We start from the raw sequence: 17,474 nt of genomic DNA on the forward strand, positions 1-17,474 counted from the left end.
TGGTATCAACGCAGCCAGAGGATTTCGCGATAGAAGAGCTCCGCAAGCGTCGTCGGGGACAACTCCGTGCAGAGATCGATCCCGGTGATCGCAGCCCAGCCCGCGTGCCATCCGTCACCGGCACCGGTCTCCTGACGTTTCACGATGGCGAAGTGGATGGGAGATGTCGCGGGGGACGGCGTACGGTTCTTCAGGACAGCTGCGGTCCACTGATCCGTGACGGCATTCACCGCATCGACGATCCTTAGCTTGCCGGTGGACTTGACTCCAGCGCGCGCCAATAGTGCCGGCACCGAGTTGGGACCAGGATAGATCGTGGTCAGCGATGCTAGATCGCGTGCGAACACTAGTGGCTTCTGATCGGCCTGAATCTCGTCGAACGACTGGTTCGGCAGCAGGGCCCTCTGCCCGAATACCCAGGAGAGCATATCCAGCTCCTCGTCCGCCTTCTTGCCGGCGTTGACCAAGAGCTTCGTGTAAGCGTTGAACTTGGCGACTACGTCGCCGAGGGCTTGGTCCATCGCGTTGGCAATCTGATCGAATACATTCTGGAACGTCGCAGGCGCGCTGGCCTGTACTGCAGAGAAATCCAGTTCGTATTCTAGTTCCGGAGCCTCAATCTCGACCGTGCTGAGGTCGGGCCGCTTTCGCCGACTGGCAGCAAGCTGGGACAGCGCGTTCTCGGCTGCCGTCACCAGATCGACGGGCAGCGCAACCTTGCGCGCGCCGCCGCAGGCGGTCGTGGTCACCGCCATCGCCGCCTTCGGTTTTGTGGCAAAGTACAGCATCAGCGCTGCCGCCGAGAGAATCTGGTCCTGTCGCGCGCCCTGCTCGATGGACGGATCGGCATCCGAGAACGCCTTGTGGAAGGCCGTCAACTCGGTCGCCAGATCATCCTGCTGGTGACCGCCGGCCGGCGGTTTGGTGTCGAAGACGAGGCGGGCGAGCATCTCGATCCGGGCGGGCGCGTAGCTGGCGGCGAATGCCTCCACCCCGTTCCAGCGCAGGTCCCTCTGCGCACCGTTGGTCGAGATCTCGGAATAAAGTTTCGGAAAGTCCGCGTGCATCTCCAGTCCCGCTCCCGTTTTTCATTCTCTCTCCTCGACCAGCTGCTCAAGCCGATCGAGGAGGTTGCGCTCGGAGGCGCGGATCAGTGCGGTATCGTAGCGCTGCTGCTCCGGCAGATTGATCTCCCCGTCACTGATCAGGCCAAGTTCGAGCACGATCTCGCGCCGGTCGCTTGCGTCCAAATCCCAGAAGCGGTCGATGAGATGGCTGGTCGCGGGGTCGGCCATGGTTACCTCAGGGTTCGTGTGGAAGGCGGGCCCTACCGCCTCGTCAACGATGGAAAGCGAGGTTTCGGAAAGTCGAACATCCGAGTTTAGCCCTTGTAATTCTCCGGATTCCATGTCGTGCGCGGAAATGGGGGATGAGTCGTTGCTTGGTTCTACCGGGTTGATATGGCTTTTCTCGATAGAATTGTGAGACGTCGTCGCTCCTATTTTTGTCCGGCGCCATTCTGTGATGAAGTGTCTGAGTTGGCGATGTTGGATCGCATGTTCAGTCTCGATCTTCGTGATCGAGAAATGATCTGATCCCGGCACCTTATACGGCTCGCCAAAGTAGCGCGCCCCAGAGAATGGCTCGACGACCTGTTTGCGCCAAAACCACCGAAAAGCGATGAAGCGATCTTCGATCAGCTCCTTTCCTACGATCGAGAGGCGACCCTGCTCCTTAAGGTTAAGAAAGTCGCGGTCTAAGTCAGCCAGCCAGATGTTGGATCGGGCGAAACGCAGAGCATCACCTTGAGAGTGTCCAAGAATCTTTGCGAGTGGCTTAAGCCAGTCAGCATAATCTGCTCCGAGCGACGGCGATGCCAAAAGGAACAATGCGACCTGTACATGGCGCTCGATCAGCTCAGTGGCTCGCGAAACCAAGTATTTGCGGACGACGATCCCGCCCATACTGTGGCACACAAATACAATTCCCGTCAAGCCGGTTATTCCATCAAGTATTAGATATTCCTTCAACGCGTCAACAGCGTCGGCAAGGCGGTAGCTACCTGAAAAAAATCCAGTTCGATAAGTAAAGACGTAGACGCCAAGATCCGACATCTCTGGATCCTTGGCGACAATCTCTGGCCAGTAGGCTCCGCTAGGGTGCCGCCAACAGCTCTCACCGCTCGACAGGACGCCATGAATGAATACAATGACGGGCGCGGTCGGCGATCCGCGCTTAATCCATTCTCCCTTCATCGCGCCCCCTTCGCCAACGTCGTTTGGCGTAGCAAAAAAGCCGCCAAACTGCACGCATTAACTACTTCGTGCGCACATCCGTCAGGTACGGCCGCGATGGCCCACATGAACGGAGGTCTGCTTTTCAGAAGCGCAGGAGGACAACTGTGCTTCCTCGCTTGGGTCAAATTTAACTTCGGCGCGCAGCTGAACGAACGTCCGCTTCCTGCGGCGGGTCTCCGAGAAGCGGCCAGGATGCTTTCGGCCCCATTTCGGACGTTTAACCTTTCATATGTCAATGTCTGCAATTGGCCCAAGGCGAGCAATGCGGATTGTTCAAATCCGCGCCAATTCACCCAAATTCGCCCCAGATCTTCCCCTCCAAATCGGGCAAAGATACCTCCATACTCACCCCCCTCGAAACCATTTGGCCTCTCCACCGCCGGACGCTAGAACCAATCCATGAATCCCATCCCCAAGCTCCTCGCCTTCCTGAAGACCATCGCCGGTGATCGCCGGCTCGCCTTCATGCTGGCGCTGGGCTTCAGTTCGGGGCTGCCTTTCCTGCTGATCTTCTCGACGCAGTCGGCCCGGCTGCGGGAGGCCGGGGTCTCGCTGACGGATATCGGGCTGATCAGCTATGTGGCGCTGGCCTACAGCCTCAAATTCGCCTGGGCGCCCTTCATCGACCGCTTCGATCCGCCCGGGCCGGCGCGCTTCCTCGGCCGGCGGCGCGGCTGGATGGTGATGGCGCAGGCGGGCGTGGCGCTCGGCCTCATCGGCCTCGCCTTCAACGATCCCGGCCGGGCGCTGTGGCCGACCATCGCCTGCGCCGCCTTCACCGCCTTCTGCGCCGCCAGCCAGGATGTGGTGATCGACGGCTGGCGCATCGATGTCTCCGTGCCCGAGAGCCAGGGCATGATGCTGGCCTGCTACCAGCTCGGCTATCGCCTGGCGCTGCTGAGCGCCGGCGCCGGCGCCCTCTATCTCGCCGACTTCCTCGACTGGCGCAGCGCCTATCTCGCCATGATGGGGCTGATGCTGGTCGGCGTCATCGCGGCGACCTTCGCGCCGGACGGGCCGCCTGCGGCGGAGGCGGGGAGCGACGCCGAGGCGAGGGACCCCGTTCCCGCCGCAACGCCGGGCGGGGCAGCCCCGGCATCGGCCTTCGCCCGCTCCTTCGTCGAGCCGCTTGGCGACCTGTTCAAGCGCCTGGGATGGATGCTGGTGCCGATCCTGGTGCTCGTCGCCCTCTACCGCCTGCCGGATTTCGTCTCGGGCGTGATGGCCAATCCGCTCTATATCGATCTCGGCTTCACCAAATCCGACATCGCCACCGTCTCCAAGCTCTACGGCATCTGGATCGGCATGATCGGCGCCTTCGCCGGCGGCATTTCCGTGGCCCGCCTCGGCCTGATGCCCACCTTGCTGTGCGGGGGAATCGTGGCGGCGGCCTCCCATCTCAGCCTGGCGCTGCTGGCGGCGAGCGGCGCCAAATTCGGCCTGCTGACGCTGGCGATCAGCATCGAGAACTTCGCCGGCAGCTTCGCCGGCACGGCGCTCGCCGCCTATATGTCGTCGCTGACCTCGCCGGCCTTCGCCGCCACGCAATATGCGCTGCTGAGTTCGCTCTACGCCTTGCCCGGCAAGATCCTCGGCGGCCTGTCCGGCAAGATCGTCGACACCATCGGCTATCCCGCCTTCTTCATCTCGACCTCGACCATCGGCGTGCCCGTCGCCATCCTCTGCCTGGTGGTGTGGTATGGCTCTCCGCGCCAAGTCCCGGCCGCGCCGGCGGCGACGGCGGCGCGCTAGCGGGCCGATGGGCGAGGGCCAAGCTCGCCCTTCGGGCGCCCCGAATCGCGGGCACAGTGCGATCCCGACGCAGGCCGCCCCGGCGGAGCCGTCGTTTTCACGGGATATCATTTGAGATGAAGCGTTTTTTCCATGGTTCGATCCTCGGCGCGGTTTGCGCGTCGGCCCTTGTCGCCATCGCCGCGGCCGGCCCCGCCTGGGCGCTCGATCCCGGCAAGGCCCCGTCCTGGCCGGACAGCTTCGCCACGCGGCTCGAAGCGCTCGCCATCCTGCAGAGCCTCAACGCGGAGCTCCTCAGCAATCCCAGCGCCACGCTCACGCTCGACCGCTGGTGTGCGGCGCATCGCCTCGCCCCGGCGGGATCGAAGATCACGGCCGAGCGGGTGCGCGGGCAGGACAAGGCCGCGGACGCCGGCATCCGCGACATCCTGAAGGCCGGTGCCGGGGAGCCCGTCGCCTATCGCCGGGTTCGCCTGCGCTGCGGCGACCGCGTGCTCTCCGAGGCGGACAATTGGTATGTGCCGGGGCGGCTGACCGCCGACATGAACCGGCAGCTCGACACCACCGACATCTCCTTCGGCCGCGTGGTGCAGCCGCTCGGCTTCAGCCGCACGACGCTGTCGGCGACGCTCCTGTGGCGCCCCCTGCCGGAAGGCTGGGAGATGGCACCCCGCCCGGCCGTTCCCGCCGGCGCCACGCTGGCGATGCCCGCTTTCCTGCTGGAGCACCGCGCCGTGCTGAAATCGTCGGACGGCACGCCCTTCAGCGCCCTGGTCGAGACCTATACCAGCGAGGTCCTCGATTTTCCCGCGCCCGGCGGGCCGGATTGAAGGCTGGCCTCGGCGCTGCCCCTCACCTCCATCCTCTCCCCGCAAGCGGGGAGAGGGGACTTCGGCGTCGCGACAGGATGAGGAGGCCGCCGTCTCGCGGCCCGGTGATGAAACGCGACGCCGCCAGCCCTTCTCCCCGCATGCGGGGAGAAGGTGAGGATGAGGGGCGGCGCAACCGGGGGTGAGGGAGACGGCGGCCCGGCCCCGGCGTTGCCCCTCGCCTCTATCCTCTCCCCGCAAGCGGGGCGAGGATAGAGGCGTCGCGACAGGATGGAGAGGCCACTGTCTCGATGCCCGGCGATGAAACGCGACGCCGCCAGCCCTTCTCCCCGCATGCGGGGCGAGGGGGGCTTCGGCGTCGCGCAAATGGCTTCAAACGCCCGTCATCCCGTCGCATAGGGCGTGCCGTCCTTGTGCATGAAGCGGCCGTCGGCATTGGTGCTCATCATGTCGATGTCGGAGCAGAGGGTGACGTCGGCCGGCGCGCGGGTGCCGATTTCGAGATAGGCGGCCGTCGCGCCGGACCGGTTGATCATGTGATGGCCGTTGCCGCTGTTCTTCGCGAAGGCCGCGCAATCGCCGGCGCGCAGGAGCGTCTCGCCGCCGTCCTCGACCAGCGTCAGCTCGCCCTCGAGCACATAGACGAATTCGTCCTCGTGCGAATGCCAGTGGCGCTGGCTCGACCAGCCGCCCGGCGGCAGGCGCATGAGATTGATGCCGACATCGGTGAGCCCGCCGGCCTCGCCGAGGCGCTGGCGGATGCGTTCGGCGCAGGGCTGGTCGAAGGGCGGCGGGTAGCCTGATCCCCTGCGTCTCGGCACGGTGGCGATATCGATCCTGGGCATGGCCCTCTCCCGCTTTGCGACGGAGGGCAGCATGCCGCCGAGAGGCGCGGGACGGCAAGCCATCTGCCAGCTCCATCCCCGCCGCGACCGGTCCTCCAGCCGCCGCACCGGCAGCGCCGAGGGATAGCCGACGGTGAAATACCGGTCGTTGCGGGCGGCAATGGTCTGTCCGCGCAACATCAATTCCTGCACGGTGACGACCGACGCCAGCGCCGTGTCCTTTGATCGCGGCGGTATAGGGGTTGAGGCGCCCACTCCGTCCGGCATATTTGCCGGATAAAGCCGTACTTTTTGGAACGGGTCGTTTTGCGGAGCGCGCATGACCATCGAGATTTTCGTCGACGCCGACGCCTGCCCCGTCAAGGACGAGGTCTACCGGGTCGCCGGCCGGCACGGCCTGAAGACCTTCGTCGTCTCCAACAGCTTCATGCGCGTGCCGCGCGACCCGCTGGTCGAACTGGTGGTGGTCGGCGCCGGCATGGACGTGGCGGATGACTGGATCGCCGAGCGGGCCGGGCCTCGCAGCGTGGTGGTGACGGCGGATGTGCCGCTCGCCAGCCGCTGCGTCAAGGCCGGCGCCGAGGTGCTCACGCCCACCGGCAAGCCGTTCACGCCGGCCTCGATCGGCATGGCGCTCGCCACCCGCAACCTCATGGACCAGCTGCGGTCGGCCGGCGAGGTGACGGGCGGCCCGAGCCCGTTCTCTCCGCGCGACCGCTCCGCCTTCCTCGGCGCGCTCGACCGCATCATCGTCAGGCTGAAGCGATCGGATCCCGGTGTGCCGGTCCGCTGACCGGCAGCTTGCGTGCCACGGGCGGGTCGGGGACCCGCCCACCGCCTTGCAGGTTTGCGCTTCGCCCGGGCCGCCCTATCTAAGGGGGGACACAGGAGCAAGGCATGGCCGAGCATGATGATGAAGCGAACCGGCTATCGGCCCGGGCGCGGCGCTATGCGAGCGTGGGCGTGAATGTCGGCGGCGTCGCCGCCCGCATGGCCGGCGCCAGGCTGATGGGCGGCGGCAATTCGTCCGGCGGCAATGCGGCGGCGCTGGCGCGGGCGCTGGGCGGCCTCAAAGGGCCGCTGATGAAGGTCGGCCAGCTGCTCTCGACCATTCCGGACGCCCTGCCGCCGGATTATGCCGCCGAACTGTCCAAATTGCAGAGCCAGGCCCCGCCGATGGGGTGGGCCTTCGTCAAGCGGCGGATGATCGCCGAGCTGGGTCCGGCCTGGGCCGAGCGCTTCGCCCACTTCGAGCACGAGCCGGCGGCGGCCGCCTCGCTCGGCCAGGTCCACCGCGCCACCGCCAAGGACGGCTCGCCGCTCGCCTGCAAGCTGCAATATGCCGACATGCAGTCCGCCGTGGAGGCGGACCTGTCGCAATTGCAGGTGCTGTTCGCCCTGCATCGCCGCTTCGATCCGGCCATCGACACCCGCGAGATCTATCACGAGATCAGCGAGCGGGTGCGCGAGGAGCTCGACTATCGCCGCGAGGCCAAGCATGCGGCGCTGTACCGCAACGCCTTCGCCGCGCTCGGCATCACCGATGTGCGTGCCCCCGGCGTGTGGCCCGAGCTGTCGACCGGCCGGCTGCTGACGATGGACTGGCTGGAGGGCGAGCGCATCCTCGCCTTCAAGGATGCCGATCTCGCCACGCGCAACCGCCTCGCCTCGGCGATGTTCGCCGCCTGGTGGCGGCCCTATGCCCATATCGGCATCATCCATGGCGACCCGCATCTCGGCAATTACACGGTGTTCCGCGAGGACGGCGAGGCAGCGGGCATCAACCTGCTCGATTATGGCTGCATCCGCATCTTCCCCCCGACCTTCGTCGGCGGCGTCGTCGATCTCTATCGCGGCCTGCTGTCGGGCGACGCCGAGCGCGTCGTCGGCGCCTATGAGAGCTGGGGCTTCCGGAATCTCTCCAGGGATCTCATCGACACGCTCAACCTGTGGGCCCGCTTCATCTTCGGGCCGCTGCTCGACGATCGCGTGCGCACCATCGCCGACGGCGTGTCGCCGGCCGAATATGGCCGGCGCGAGGCCTATACCGTGCATCAGGCGCTGAAGGAAAAGGGTCCGGTGACGGTGCCGCGCGAATTCGTGTTCATGGACCGCGCCGCCATCGGGCTCGGCGGCGTGTTCCTGCATCTCAAGGCCGAACTCAACTTCCACCGCCTGTTCGAAGAGGCGATCGAGGATTTCTCGACGCAAACGGTCGCCCGGCGCCAGCAGGAGGCGCTGGCGGCCGTGGGGCTGGGGTAGCTCTGCCGCGGAAGAAAGTTCGGTTCTCCAGGGTCTCTGCCCTCGGATTCGGCGCATTCTGGCTATGCGCCGTCGCGGTTATGGGTTCCGGCCGGAATCCATAACCTCGCCCCTCTCCGGTTGAGGCGGCATCAGAGTGATCGCTTTGCGTCGTGCCGAACCAAAGGCCGCCATAGGCAGTCCCCTTGTCAGACAGGGCCCCGCCCCCTATGACATCCCATCCTTTTCAGATGTCCTGATTGCCCATGTCCCCTGTTCCGCCGGCCGTCACCCTTGCCGATCTCCGCCGCGAAATCGACCGCATCGATGCGGGCATGCACGCCTTGCTGATGGAGCGCGGCGAGATCATCGACCAGCTGATCGCCATCAAGCGGTCGCAGGCGACGGCATCGGCGTTCCGGCCGGGGCGCGAGGCCTCGATGATGCGCGAGATCGTCGGCCGGCATCGCGGCATCCTGCCCGTCGACATCGTCGAATCGATCTGGCGGGTGATCATCGCCACCTTCACCCATGTGCAGTCGCCCTACACCGTGCATGGCGACATCTCCCTCGGCGGCGCCGCCATGCGCGACGTCGCCCGCTTCCATTTCGGCTTCGTGGTGCCCTACGAGACCCATGACGACGCCGGCGACGTCATCCACGCGCTCAGCGCCTCGCGCGGCGATCTCGGCCTCGTGCCGGTGACGGCGGCCGGCGCCTGGTGGCGGGGGCTGGAAGGGCCGACGGCGCCGAAGATCATCGCCCGGCTGCCCTTCGTCGAGCGGGCCGGCCATCCGGCCGCGCTGCCGACCTATGTGCTCTCCAAGCCGATCGACGAGCCGGCGATCGCCGGCGACGTGCATCTGGTCTCGGCCATGCTGCCCGAGCCGGCGGCGGGATTGCCGCAGGGCTGGGACATCCCCGCCCATGCCGGCGCGGCGCTGCTGGTGGCGCTGCATCCCGGCCAGAGCATCGAGGCGCTGGCGCAGGCCCTGCCGCCCGGCACCGGCTTCGAGCCGGTCGGGTCGCACGCGCCGGCCTTCCTCCTGCCGCCTTCCGACCCATCCCGCCCCGACCCATCCCGCCAAGGTGCATCATGAGTTCCACCGGTCCCGTCCCGCGCGACGGTCTTCTGTCGATCGACGCCTATGTGCCGGGCAAGTCGACGGCACCGGGCAATATCAAGGTCTGGAAGCTCTCCTCGAACGAGACGCCGCTCGGACCGAGCCCGAAGGCGAAGGCCGCCTTCGCCGCGGCGGCCGAGACGCTCGAACTCTATCCGGAAGGGTCCTCGACCGCCCTGCGCACCGCCATCGCCGCGCGCTACGGGCTCGACCCCGCGCGCATCCTGTGCGGCGCCGGCTCGGATGAATTGCTGTCGCTGCTCGCCTATGCCTATCTGGGGCCGGGCGACGAGGCGCTCTACAGCGAGCACGGCTTCCTGGTCTACAAGATCGCGACGCTGGCGGCCGGCGGCACGCCGGTGGTCGCGCCGGAGAAGGCGCTGACCGCCGACGTCGACGCGCTGCTCGCCCGCGTCACGCCGAAGACCAAGCTCGTCTTCCTGGCCAACCCCAACAATCCGACCGGCACCTATCTGCCCTTCGACGAGGTCAAGCGGCTGCATGCGGGCCTGCGCCCCGACATCCTGCTCGTGCTCGATGCCGCCTATGCCGAATATGTCCGCGCCAACGACTACGAGGCCGGGCTGGAACTGGTGGCGACCAGCGCCAATGTGGTGATGGCGCGCACCTTCTCGAAGATCTACGGCCTCGCCAATCTGCGGCTCGGCTGGATGGTGGGGCCGGCCTCGGTGATCGACGCCGTCAACCGCATCCGCGGGCCGTTCAACGTCTCCGGGCCGGCCATGGCGGCGGGCATCGCGGCGATCGCCGACGACGCCCATGTCGATGCCGCCGTCGCCCATAACGACCAGTGGCGCGCCTGGCTCACCGGCGAGCTGACGGCGCTCGGCCTCGCGGTCACGCCCTCCGCCGGCAATTTCCTGCTCGTGCATTTTCCTGCCGACGCCGGCAGGACCGCGCGGGACGCCGACGCCTTCCTGGCCTCGCGGGGCCTGGTGCTGCGCCGCGTCGACGCCTATGGCCTGCCCGATGCCCTGCGTCTCACCGTCGGGCCGGAGGAAGCCAACCGGCTGGTGGTCGACTCCCTCTCGGAATTCCTGCGCGGATAGCCCCGCCGGGACGACGGCCCGCATTCTCCGTTCCAGGAAAGGTCCCATGCCCGACGCCCCCCTGTTCGACCGCCTGTGCGTGATCGGCATCGGCCTGATCGGCTCCTCGATCCTGCGGGCCGCGCGGGCGCGCGGCCTGGTGCGGACGCTGGTGGCCTCCGATGCGAGCGCGGCGGTCCGGGCGCGTGTCGGCGAGCTCGGCATCGCCGACGAGGTCCGGGACAGCCCGGCCGAGGCGGTGGAAGGGGCTGACGCCGTCATCCTCTGCGTGCCGTCGGGGGCGTTCGGCGCGGTGGCCGAGGCGATCGGCCCGCATCTGAAGCCGGGGGCGGTCGTCAGCGATACCGGCTCGGTCAAGGCCTCGGTCGTGGCGCAGATGGCGCCGTTCCTGCCGGCGAACGTGCATTTCATCCCGGCCCATCCGGTGGCGGGCACCGAATATTCGGGCCCGGATGCGGGCTTTGCCGAGCTGTTCGACAATCGCTGGTGCATCTTCACGCCGGCCGCGGACGTCGATGCCGGCATGCTGGCGCGCCTCAAGGCCTTCTGGGAGCGTCTCGGCTCGCGCGTCGAGACCATGACGCCCGAGCACCACGACCTCGTGCTCGCCATCACCAGCCATGTGCCGCATCTCATCGCCTACAACATCGTCGGCACCGCCGACGACCTCGAGGCGGTGACGCAGTCCGAGGTGATCAAGTTCTCGGCGGGAGGCTTTCGCGACTTCACCCGCATCGCCGCCTCCGATCCGACGATGTGGCGCGACATCTTCCTCAACAACCGCAAGGCGGTGCTCGAAGTGCTCGGCCGCTTCTCCGAGGACCTCGCTTACCTGCAGCGCGCGATCCGCTGGGGCGAGGGCGACAAGCTGTTCGAGCTGTTCACGCGCACCCGGGCGGTGCGCCGGTCGATCATCGATATCGGCCAGGAAACGGCCGAGCCCGACTTCGGCCGCCATCACGGCAAGCCGCCGGCCTGAGCCGGCAAACATCCGGCGCAGGGGCGAACCCAATCAAGGGCAAATCCCGTCGCATGGAGACTAGAGCGGAATTTGTCTGAGTGGAATCGGAAGGGATTCCACTGGATGGCTTAGTGTGATTCATAGGTTTCCGGGCTATTCCGGAGATGAAGCATGACGAAGCGTGGTGAAGCCTATTCGCAGGATTTGCGAGATCGTGTGCTTGGGGCGCTGGATAGCGGGATGTCGGCGAGCACAATCGCACCAATCTTCAGGGTGAGTGTGTCCTACATCTACAAGGCGGCCGCGCGGCGGCGCGCGACGGGGGAGGTCAGTGCCCGCCCCCAGCGCAATCATGTTCCGCTCAAGCTTGCCAAGCATGAAGAGGTTCTGCGGGCCAAGGTCGCGGCTGATCCGGATGCGCGTGTCGCGGATCTGCGGGCCTGGGCGGAGGAAGAATTGGGGGTCAGCATCAGCCATGCCCCGATGTGGCATATGCTCAAGCGGCTTGGGCTGACATATAAAAAAAGACGATCCACGCCAGCGAGCAAAAACGCCCCGATGTCGCGGCCGCTCGCCGCAAATGGCACAGCAACCAAATCTGGCTGAGGCCCTCGCGTCTGGTCTTCATTGACGAGACCTGGGCCTCGACCGCGATGGCGCGCCACTACGGCAGGTGCAAGCGCGGACAGCGCCTGATCGACTACGTGCCGCATGGCCATTGGAAAACCACGACCTTCATTGGCGCTCTGCGCAGCGGGGGATTGACAGCTCCCTGCGTGCTCGACGGCCCAGTCAACGGCGATTGCTTCAAGGCCTATGTCGCGCAGATCCTCGTTCCCACCCTCAATTACGGCGATATCGTCATCATGGACAATCTGAGCAGCCACAAAGTCCCGGGTGTGCGCCAAGCCATCGAGGCCGCAGGGGCGGAACTGCTTTACTTGCCCGCCTACTCCCCCGATCTCAATCCGATCGAGAACCTCTTCGCAAAGCTCAAAGCTCTCCTGCGCGCGGCTGCAACCCGATCCATCCACGATCTCTGGGACGAAATCGCCAAAACTCTCCCGCGCTTCTCCCCGTCCGAATGCAGAAATTACTTCTCTAATGCTGGATATTCTACAGTCTGAACAATTTCGCTCTAGCGATTGGCCCGATCGCGACCTTAAGTAACGCAGCAGATTTCCTCCGGCGAAACAGGATCGATCATGACCGAGACGGTGATCACCTCCGAAAAGCAGAAAGTGGTGCTGGGCTTCGACCGGCGCTTCGTCATGATCGGCGAACGCATCAATCCCACCGGCCGCAAGCTGCTCGCCGAGGAAATGGCGCGGGGCGATTATTCGCGCGTCCTCTCGGACGCGGTGGCGCAGGTCGAGGCCGGCGCGCAGATGCTCGACGTCAATGCCGGCATCCCGCTCGCCGACGAGCCGAAGATCCTCGCCGAATGCATCAGGCTGGTGCAGGACACCGTGCCGGTGCCGCTCTCGATCGACAGCTCCATCGTCGAGGCGCTGGAAGCGGGCCTCGCCGCCTACAAGGGCAAGCCGCTGGTCAATTCGGTGACCGGCGAGGAGGAGCGCCTGGAGCGCGTGCTGCCGCTGGTGAAGAAATACGGCGCCGCCGTCGTCGCCATCTCCAACGACGAGACCGGCATCTCCGAGGATCCGGACGTGCGCTACGAGGTGGCGAAGAAGATCGTCGAGCGCGCCGCCGATTTCGGCATTCCGCGCGAGGACATCGTGGTCGACCCGCTGGTGATGCCGGTCGGCGCCATCAACGATGCCGGCCGCAAGCTGATGCATCTCCTGCGCCGCCTGCAGACGGAGCTGAAGGTCAACACCACCTGCGGCGCCTCGAACTTCTCCTTCGGCCTGCCCAACCGCCGCGGCCTCAACGCCTCCTTCCTGCCGATGATGATCGGCGCGGGCATGACCTCGGCGATCATGAACCCGCTGCATCTGGAAGACATCCAGGCCATCCTCGGCGCGGATGTGGTGATGGGCCACGATCCCAATTGCATGAGCTGGATCCGCAAATTCCGCGAGCCGCAGCCGGAATCGGCCGATGCGGGCGGCGCCGGCCGCCGCGAACGCCGCCGCGCGCGGGGCTAGTTTTCGCGAGCGCGGACGTCCTCGTCCGCTCTTGGAAACATCGCGCTTGCAAAAAGGGGAGAAGCGGACGAGGACGTCCGCGCTCCCGGGAATAGTGACTATGACCCATCCGCTCGTGTTCTTCGCGCCCTCCGGCAAGCGTGGCCGTTTCCCGGAAGGCACCTCCGTGCTCGAGGCGGCGCGCAAGCTCGGCGTCGACCTCGATTCGGTGTGCGGCGGCCGCGGCATTTGCGGGCGCTGCCAGGTCCAGGTCGGCGACGGCCAGTTCTCCAAGCTCGGCATCGTCTCGGCGCCGGACCACGTCACCGGCTGGAACGCGGTCGAGGAGCGCTACACGTCCAAGCGCGGGCCGCTGGCCGAAGGGCGCCGCCTCGGCTGCCAGGCCCGGCTCTGCGGCGATGCCGTGATCGACGTGCCCGCCGACAGCCAGGTCCACCGCCAGGTGGTGCGCAAGAGCGCGGCGGTGCGCGACATCGCCATCGAGCCGGTGGTGACGCTGCATTATGTCGAGGTGCGCGAGCCCGACATGCACGAGCCCTCCAGCGATTTCCGCCGCCTGCAGGAAGCGCTCGAGCAGCAATGGGGCCTGAAGGACGTCACCGCCCCGCTGGAATCGCTCCGCCTGCTGCAGAAATCGCTGCGGGAGGGCAAATGGTCGGTGACGGTGGCGGTGCGCCACAAGCGCGAGATCGTCGGCATCTGGCCGGGCCTGCACGAGCAGGGCGTCGGCCTTGCCGTCGACATCGGCTCGACCACCATCGCCGCGCATCTGTGCGACCTCGCCAGCGGCGAGGTGCTCGCCTCCTCCGGCATCATGAACCCGCAGATCCGCTTCGGCGAGGACGTGATGAGCCGCGTCTCCTACGTCATGATGAACCCCGGCGGCGACGTCGAGCTCACCCGCGCGGTGCGGGAAGCCATCGCCGAGATCGCCGTGGCGGTGACGCGCGAGGCCGGCCTGAACTCGAACGACATCCTGGAGATGACGGTCGTCGCCAACCCGATCATGCACCATCTCTTCCTCGGCCTCGACCCGACCGAGCTCGGCGGCGCGCCCTTCGCCCTGACCATCGACGGCGCCTACCAGACCCGGGCCGCCCATCTCGATCTGCCGCTGTCGAGCGGCGCCTATGTCTATGTGCTGCCCTGCATCGCCGGCCATGTCGGCGCCGACACCGCCGGCGTGGTGCTGTCGGAGGGGCCTTATCTCAAATCCGAGGTGACGCTGCTGGTCGATGTCGGCACCAATGCCGAGATCGTGCTCGGCAATCGCGACCGGCTGCTCGCCTGCTCCTCGCCGACCGGCCCGGCCTTCGAAGGGGGCCAGATCTCCTCCGGCCAGCGCGCCGCGCCGGGCGCCATCGAGCGGGTGCGCATCGATCCCGTCACCCTCGAGCCCCGCTACAAGGTGATCGGCTCGGACCTGTGGTCGGACGAGCCGGGCTTCGCCGGGGAGACCGCGGCGACCGGGGTGACCGGCATCTGCGGCTCGGGCATCATCGAGGCGATCGCGGAGATGCTGCTGGCCGGACTCATCACCCCGGACGGCGTCGTCGACGGCGCCCTGGCCGCGCGCACGCCACGCGTGGAGGGGGACGGGCGCACCTTCCGCTATCTCATCCGCGACGGCGAGCCGCGCATCGCCGTGACCCAGAACGACGTGCGCGCCATCCAGCTCGGCAAGGCCGCGCTCTATGCCGGCGTGCGCCTGCTGATGGACCATTACGGCGTCGCCGCGGTGGACCGCATCACCCTGGCGGGCGCCTTCGGCAGCCATATCGACGTCAAGCATGCGATGATCCTCGGGCTCGTGCCGGATTGCGAGCTCGACAAGGTCGGCTCGGCCGGCAACGCCGCCGGCACCGGCGCCCGCATCGCGCTGCTCAACGCCGATGCGCGCACGGAGATCGAGGACGTCGTGCGCCGCATCGAGAAGATCGAGACGGCGATCGAGCCTTCCTTCCAGGCCCATTTCGTCGCCGCCATGGCGATCCCCCACAAATCCGACCCGTTCCCCCATCTGGAAGCGGCGCTCGGCGTCACCTTCAAGCGCGGCGGCGCCGGCGACGGCGAAGGTCCCGGCCGGGGCGGGCGGGAGCGCCGGCGCCGGGGATAGGACGGGGACGGCAAATCTGTTAGGCCTCTACGGCGCGCGCCGGTGGCGGCGGCCCGGGATCGCTTCATGTCCGCACCCTCTTCCTCCTTCCACGGCTTCGGCGACAAGGCGCTGCCCTTCTTCCGGGCGCTCGGCTTCCACCAGGACCGCGCCTGGTTCCAGGAGAACAAGGCGCTGTATGAGAGCGAGGTCCTGCAGCCGCTCTCCGCCCTCGTCTCCAGCCTGAACGAGGCCTGCATCGCCCGCGGGCTGCCGCTGCGCGGATCGCCCAAGGCCTCGATCTTCCGCATCCATCGCGACGTCCGCTTCGCCAAGGACAAGACGCCGTTCAAGACCCATGCCAGCGCCCTGCTGAGCCGCTCCGGCAGCAAGGACGGGCAGGGCGTGTTCTATATCCATGTCGGCCCGGAGGAATCCTTCTTCGGCGCCGGCTTCCACGATCTCGACACCGCGGGGCTCGCCGCCTTCCGCGGTTCCATCCTCGCCGATCCCGCCCGCCTGAAGGCGCTGCTGGCCGCCCTGTCCGGGCAGGGGCTGGCGTTCGACCCGCGCTGGAGCCTGAAGCGCGCCCCGCGCGAGGCGGCCGGCGTCACCGACGAGGCTGTGCTGGCGGCGCTGAAGCTCAAATCCTTCGTCGCCCGCCGGCCGATCGCCGAGAGCCGCCTCACCCAGCCCGATCTGCTGGCGGACTGCCTCTCCTTCATCGAGGACAGCCTGCCCCTGCTCGAATTCGGCTGGTCCGCCCTGAGCACGATCGAGCCCGCCCGGGGCTAGCCGGGACGCCGCACGGCGCGCGGCACGGCCATTTTGCCGCGAACCGCCGAAAGCACTTGACCTTTGCCCCCCGAACGGGTTTTCGTGCCGCCCATGGCCTGTCCCGGTAGCTCAGCAGGATAGAGCAACGGTTTCCTAAACCGTAGGTCAGGGGTTCGAATCCCTTCCGGGACGCCAGTTAAGATGTGGATCCATATCGGCAATGAGAATGAGCGCGAAATGCCACTCGAAAAGTGGAGGCGCGAGCATGGTAAGGGTTAGGCTTCAGCATAGCGAAAGGGCGATGGTTGAAAAGCCTACGTCAAAGTCGAGGGCAAGTTGACGACTACCCCGAGAGATCGAGTGATACGGCCCAGTTGAAGTTGTCAAGTGTCAGGACCTACCCAGAAAGGCAGGTTTTTTTCTCATTTAAAAGAAACGCTAGTGAAACGATGGTCTCCCCTTTATTTTCCCATCGCAGTACTTTTACTCATCACGGTTGGTCGAATAGCTCAAAAAATACATCGAGGCGATATAAGTCGAACCGACAAGCCGGGCCAATTCTACATGGCAATCGGTTGGGAAATCCTCACGACGGCTATTATGATCACCGTTGGTCTATATTTTTCCAGATAGTGATCATTGGGTGCCAACTTGCCGTGCGGTTGCAGCGCCCCTGGCGATAGACCATGCGTACTTCCTCACTGCCCGGCGGATGGTGTCGCGGTCGATCTCGATCCGCTTTTCATGCCATGATCCTGCGGTGGACGGTACGGCCAGGCAAACGTAAGTCGGGCATGCCCGACGCTGAAATTGGCGCGAACGTAGGTATTATCAAGGGCGTTGACGATGGCGATCGGAACACCATTCAAAGTAACTGAGCCGGCATTGATCCGCTTCCCGATTGAAGCGGCGCTAATCGGTTATATGCTCGCGGCATTCGGCGAACTGGAATATTCAATCGCGGAGAACGCATCGATAGCGATAGGTGCGCGGGAGCGGGTTCTGAAGGCGATTTACCGTTTGCGTACAACGTCAAGCCGTATTGACGCTGCGGACGCACTGATGGCCCCCGCCTACGACGAAATTGGTCTTCGCGACGAATATCGAGATGTGCTCAGGATGTCGAAGCACTGCCTCAAGATTCGAAATCAGTTCGCTCATTGCAGCTGGCAGGATGAAGTTACTAGTCGCGGAGAAGGATTATTCTTCTCCGACTTGCAGGCCGCCGCCGATGCAGAAACGGGTTTTGAGCTGTCCTGGAGGCAGGTGGACAAAAGCCTACTCCTGCTACAGCGGAATTTTTTTAATCAGACCTCAGATTGGCTGACCTACCTTGGCTCAGCACTGGCCATAGAGAAGCAACCATAATCG

15 protein-coding genes and 1 tRNA gene are annotated in these 17,474 nt (G+C 65.9%); 13 read left to right on the plus strand and 3 right to left on the minus strand.

The genetic code is table 11. The features are described from left to right. Positions 1 to 5 precede the first annotated feature (5 nt). On the minus strand, positions 6 to 1,067 hold the full coding sequence (locus tag J3R73_RS30870; protein ID WP_307436633.1) for a GTPase-associated system all-helical protein GASH: 1,062 nt from the start codon (positions 1,065 to 1,067) through the stop codon (positions 6 to 8). A 21-nt stretch (positions 1,068 to 1,088) separates the two neighbouring features. After that, complete coding sequence (locus tag J3R73_RS30875) at positions 1,089 to 2,309, minus strand: alpha/beta fold hydrolase (protein ID WP_307436636.1); 1,221 nt, start codon at positions 2,307 to 2,309, stop codon at positions 1,089 to 1,091. Between the two features lie 387 nt (positions 2,310 to 2,696). Between J3R73_RS30875 and J3R73_RS30880 the strand changes: the two genes are divergently transcribed. Both J3R73_RS30880 and J3R73_RS30885 read left to right on the plus strand, forming a co-directional pair. Then, positions 2,697 to 4,049, plus strand: a complete 1,353-nt coding sequence (locus tag J3R73_RS30880; RefSeq protein ID WP_307436639.1) for an AmpG family muropeptide MFS transporter — start codon at positions 2,697 to 2,699, stop codon at positions 4,047 to 4,049. A gap of 116 nt (positions 4,050 to 4,165) precedes the next feature. Continuing rightward, a complete protein-coding gene (locus J3R73_RS30885; protein ID WP_307436642.1) occupies positions 4,166 to 4,879 on the plus strand; it encodes a hypothetical protein in 714 nt (237 codons plus the stop codon). A 383-nt stretch (positions 4,880 to 5,262) separates the two neighbouring features. Here J3R73_RS30885 and J3R73_RS30890 read toward each other — a convergent pair whose 3' ends face one another. Then, the gene (locus J3R73_RS30890) at positions 5,263 to 5,724 is read right to left on the minus strand and encodes a cupin domain-containing protein (protein WP_307437835.1); all 462 of its coding nucleotides are present in this window, start codon (positions 5,722 to 5,724) and stop codon (positions 5,263 to 5,265) included. Between the two features lie 319 nt (positions 5,725 to 6,043). Here J3R73_RS30890 and J3R73_RS30895 point away from each other — a divergent pair, with 319 nt between their 5' ends. The 11 genes from J3R73_RS30895 to J3R73_RS30945 all read left to right on the plus strand — a co-directional run bounded on the left by J3R73_RS30895 (position 6,044) and on the right by J3R73_RS30945 (position 17,471). Next, on the plus strand, positions 6,044 to 6,517 hold the full coding sequence (locus tag J3R73_RS30895; protein WP_307436644.1) for a YaiI/YqxD family protein: 474 nt from the start codon (positions 6,044 to 6,046) through the stop codon (positions 6,515 to 6,517). A 104-nt stretch (positions 6,518 to 6,621) separates the two neighbouring features. After that, the gene (locus tag J3R73_RS30900) at positions 6,622 to 7,986 is read left to right on the plus strand and encodes an ABC1 kinase family protein (protein ID WP_307436646.1); all 1,365 of its coding nucleotides are present in this window, start codon (positions 6,622 to 6,624) and stop codon (positions 7,984 to 7,986) included. Between the two features lie 245 nt (positions 7,987 to 8,231). Continuing rightward, complete coding sequence (locus J3R73_RS30905) at positions 8,232 to 9,065, plus strand: chorismate mutase (protein WP_307436650.1); 834 nt, start codon at positions 8,232 to 8,234, stop codon at positions 9,063 to 9,065. Further along, entirely contained in the window at positions 9,062 to 10,159 is a 1,098-nt protein-coding gene (hisC, locus tag J3R73_RS30910) for a histidinol-phosphate transaminase (protein WP_370880057.1), read from the plus strand. The genes J3R73_RS30905 and hisC overlap by 4 nt, the downstream gene beginning before the upstream one ends. A gap of 46 nt (positions 10,160 to 10,205) precedes the next feature. Continuing rightward, positions 10,206 to 11,138, plus strand: a complete 933-nt coding sequence (locus J3R73_RS30915; RefSeq protein WP_307436653.1) for a prephenate/arogenate dehydrogenase family protein — start codon at positions 10,206 to 10,208, stop codon at positions 11,136 to 11,138. Positions 11,139 to 11,291: 153 nt separating this feature from the next. After that, positions 11,292 to 12,247, plus strand: a protein-coding gene (locus J3R73_RS30920; RefSeq protein ID WP_370879838.1) for an IS630 family transposase whose coding sequence is annotated in 2 segments (ribosomal slippage) — positions 11,292 to 11,640 and positions 11,640 to 12,247 — 957 coding nt in all. Because the reading frame shifts where the segments join, the coding sequence is not laid out codon by codon here. A 78-nt stretch (positions 12,248 to 12,325) separates the two neighbouring features. Further along, complete coding sequence (locus J3R73_RS30925; protein WP_307436656.1) at positions 12,326 to 13,231, plus strand: methyltetrahydrofolate cobalamin methyltransferase; 906 nt, start codon at positions 12,326 to 12,328, stop codon at positions 13,229 to 13,231. Between the two features lie 100 nt (positions 13,232 to 13,331). Beyond that, complete coding sequence (locus J3R73_RS30930) at positions 13,332 to 15,347, plus strand: ASKHA domain-containing protein (RefSeq protein WP_307436659.1); 2,016 nt, start codon at positions 13,332 to 13,334, stop codon at positions 15,345 to 15,347. A gap of 66 nt (positions 15,348 to 15,413) precedes the next feature. Further along, a complete protein-coding gene (locus J3R73_RS30935; protein WP_307436661.1) occupies positions 15,414 to 16,121 on the plus strand; it encodes a TIGR02453 family protein in 708 nt (235 codons plus the stop codon). 100 nt (positions 16,122 to 16,221) lie between these two features. Next, positions 16,222 to 16,298 (plus strand) — tRNA-Arg (locus J3R73_RS30940). Positions 16,299 to 16,949: 651 nt separating this feature from the next. Beyond that, a complete protein-coding gene (locus J3R73_RS30945) occupies positions 16,950 to 17,471 on the plus strand; it encodes a hypothetical protein (RefSeq protein ID WP_307436664.1) in 522 nt (173 codons plus the stop codon). Positions 17,472 to 17,474: the final 3 nt, after the last annotated feature.

Origin of the sequence: Labrys monachus (assembly GCF_030814655.1) — a bacterium.
GTDB classification, from domain to species: Bacteria; Pseudomonadota; Alphaproteobacteria; order Rhizobiales; family Labraceae; genus Labrys; species Labrys monacha.

Coding starts and splice junctions, on each gene's coding strand:
- J3R73_RS30870 (WP_307436633.1), bottom strand. CDS start 1,067: ATGCACGCGGACTTTCCGAAACTTTATTCCGAGATCTCGACCAACGGT.
- J3R73_RS30880 (WP_307436639.1), top strand. CDS start 2,697: ATGAATCCCATCCCCAAGCTCCTCGCCTTCCTGAAGACCATCGCCGGT.
- J3R73_RS30885 (WP_307436642.1), top strand. CDS start 4,166: ATGAAGCGTTTTTTCCATGGTTCGATCCTCGGCGCGGTTTGCGCGTCG.
- J3R73_RS30890 (WP_307437835.1), bottom strand. CDS start 5,724: ATGCCCAGGATCGATATCGCCACCGTGCCGAGACGCAGGGGATCAGGC.
- J3R73_RS30895 (WP_307436644.1), top strand. CDS start 6,044: ATGACCATCGAGATTTTCGTCGACGCCGACGCCTGCCCCGTCAAGGAC.
- J3R73_RS30900 (WP_307436646.1), top strand. CDS start 6,622: ATGGCCGAGCATGATGATGAAGCGAACCGGCTATCGGCCCGGGCGCGG.
- J3R73_RS30905 (WP_307436650.1), top strand. CDS start 8,232: ATGTCCCCTGTTCCGCCGGCCGTCACCCTTGCCGATCTCCGCCGCGAA.
- hisC (WP_370880057.1), top strand. CDS start 9,062: ATGAGTTCCACCGGTCCCGTCCCGCGCGACGGTCTTCTGTCGATCGAC.
- J3R73_RS30915 (WP_307436653.1), top strand. CDS start 10,206: ATGCCCGACGCCCCCCTGTTCGACCGCCTGTGCGTGATCGGCATCGGC.
- J3R73_RS30925 (WP_307436656.1), top strand. CDS start 12,326: ATGACCGAGACGGTGATCACCTCCGAAAAGCAGAAAGTGGTGCTGGGC.
- J3R73_RS30930 (WP_307436659.1), top strand. CDS start 13,332: ATGACCCATCCGCTCGTGTTCTTCGCGCCCTCCGGCAAGCGTGGCCGT.
- J3R73_RS30935 (WP_307436661.1), top strand. CDS start 15,414: ATGTCCGCACCCTCTTCCTCCTTCCACGGCTTCGGCGACAAGGCGCTG.
- J3R73_RS30945 (WP_307436664.1), top strand. CDS start 16,950: ATGGCGATCGGAACACCATTCAAAGTAACTGAGCCGGCATTGATCCGC.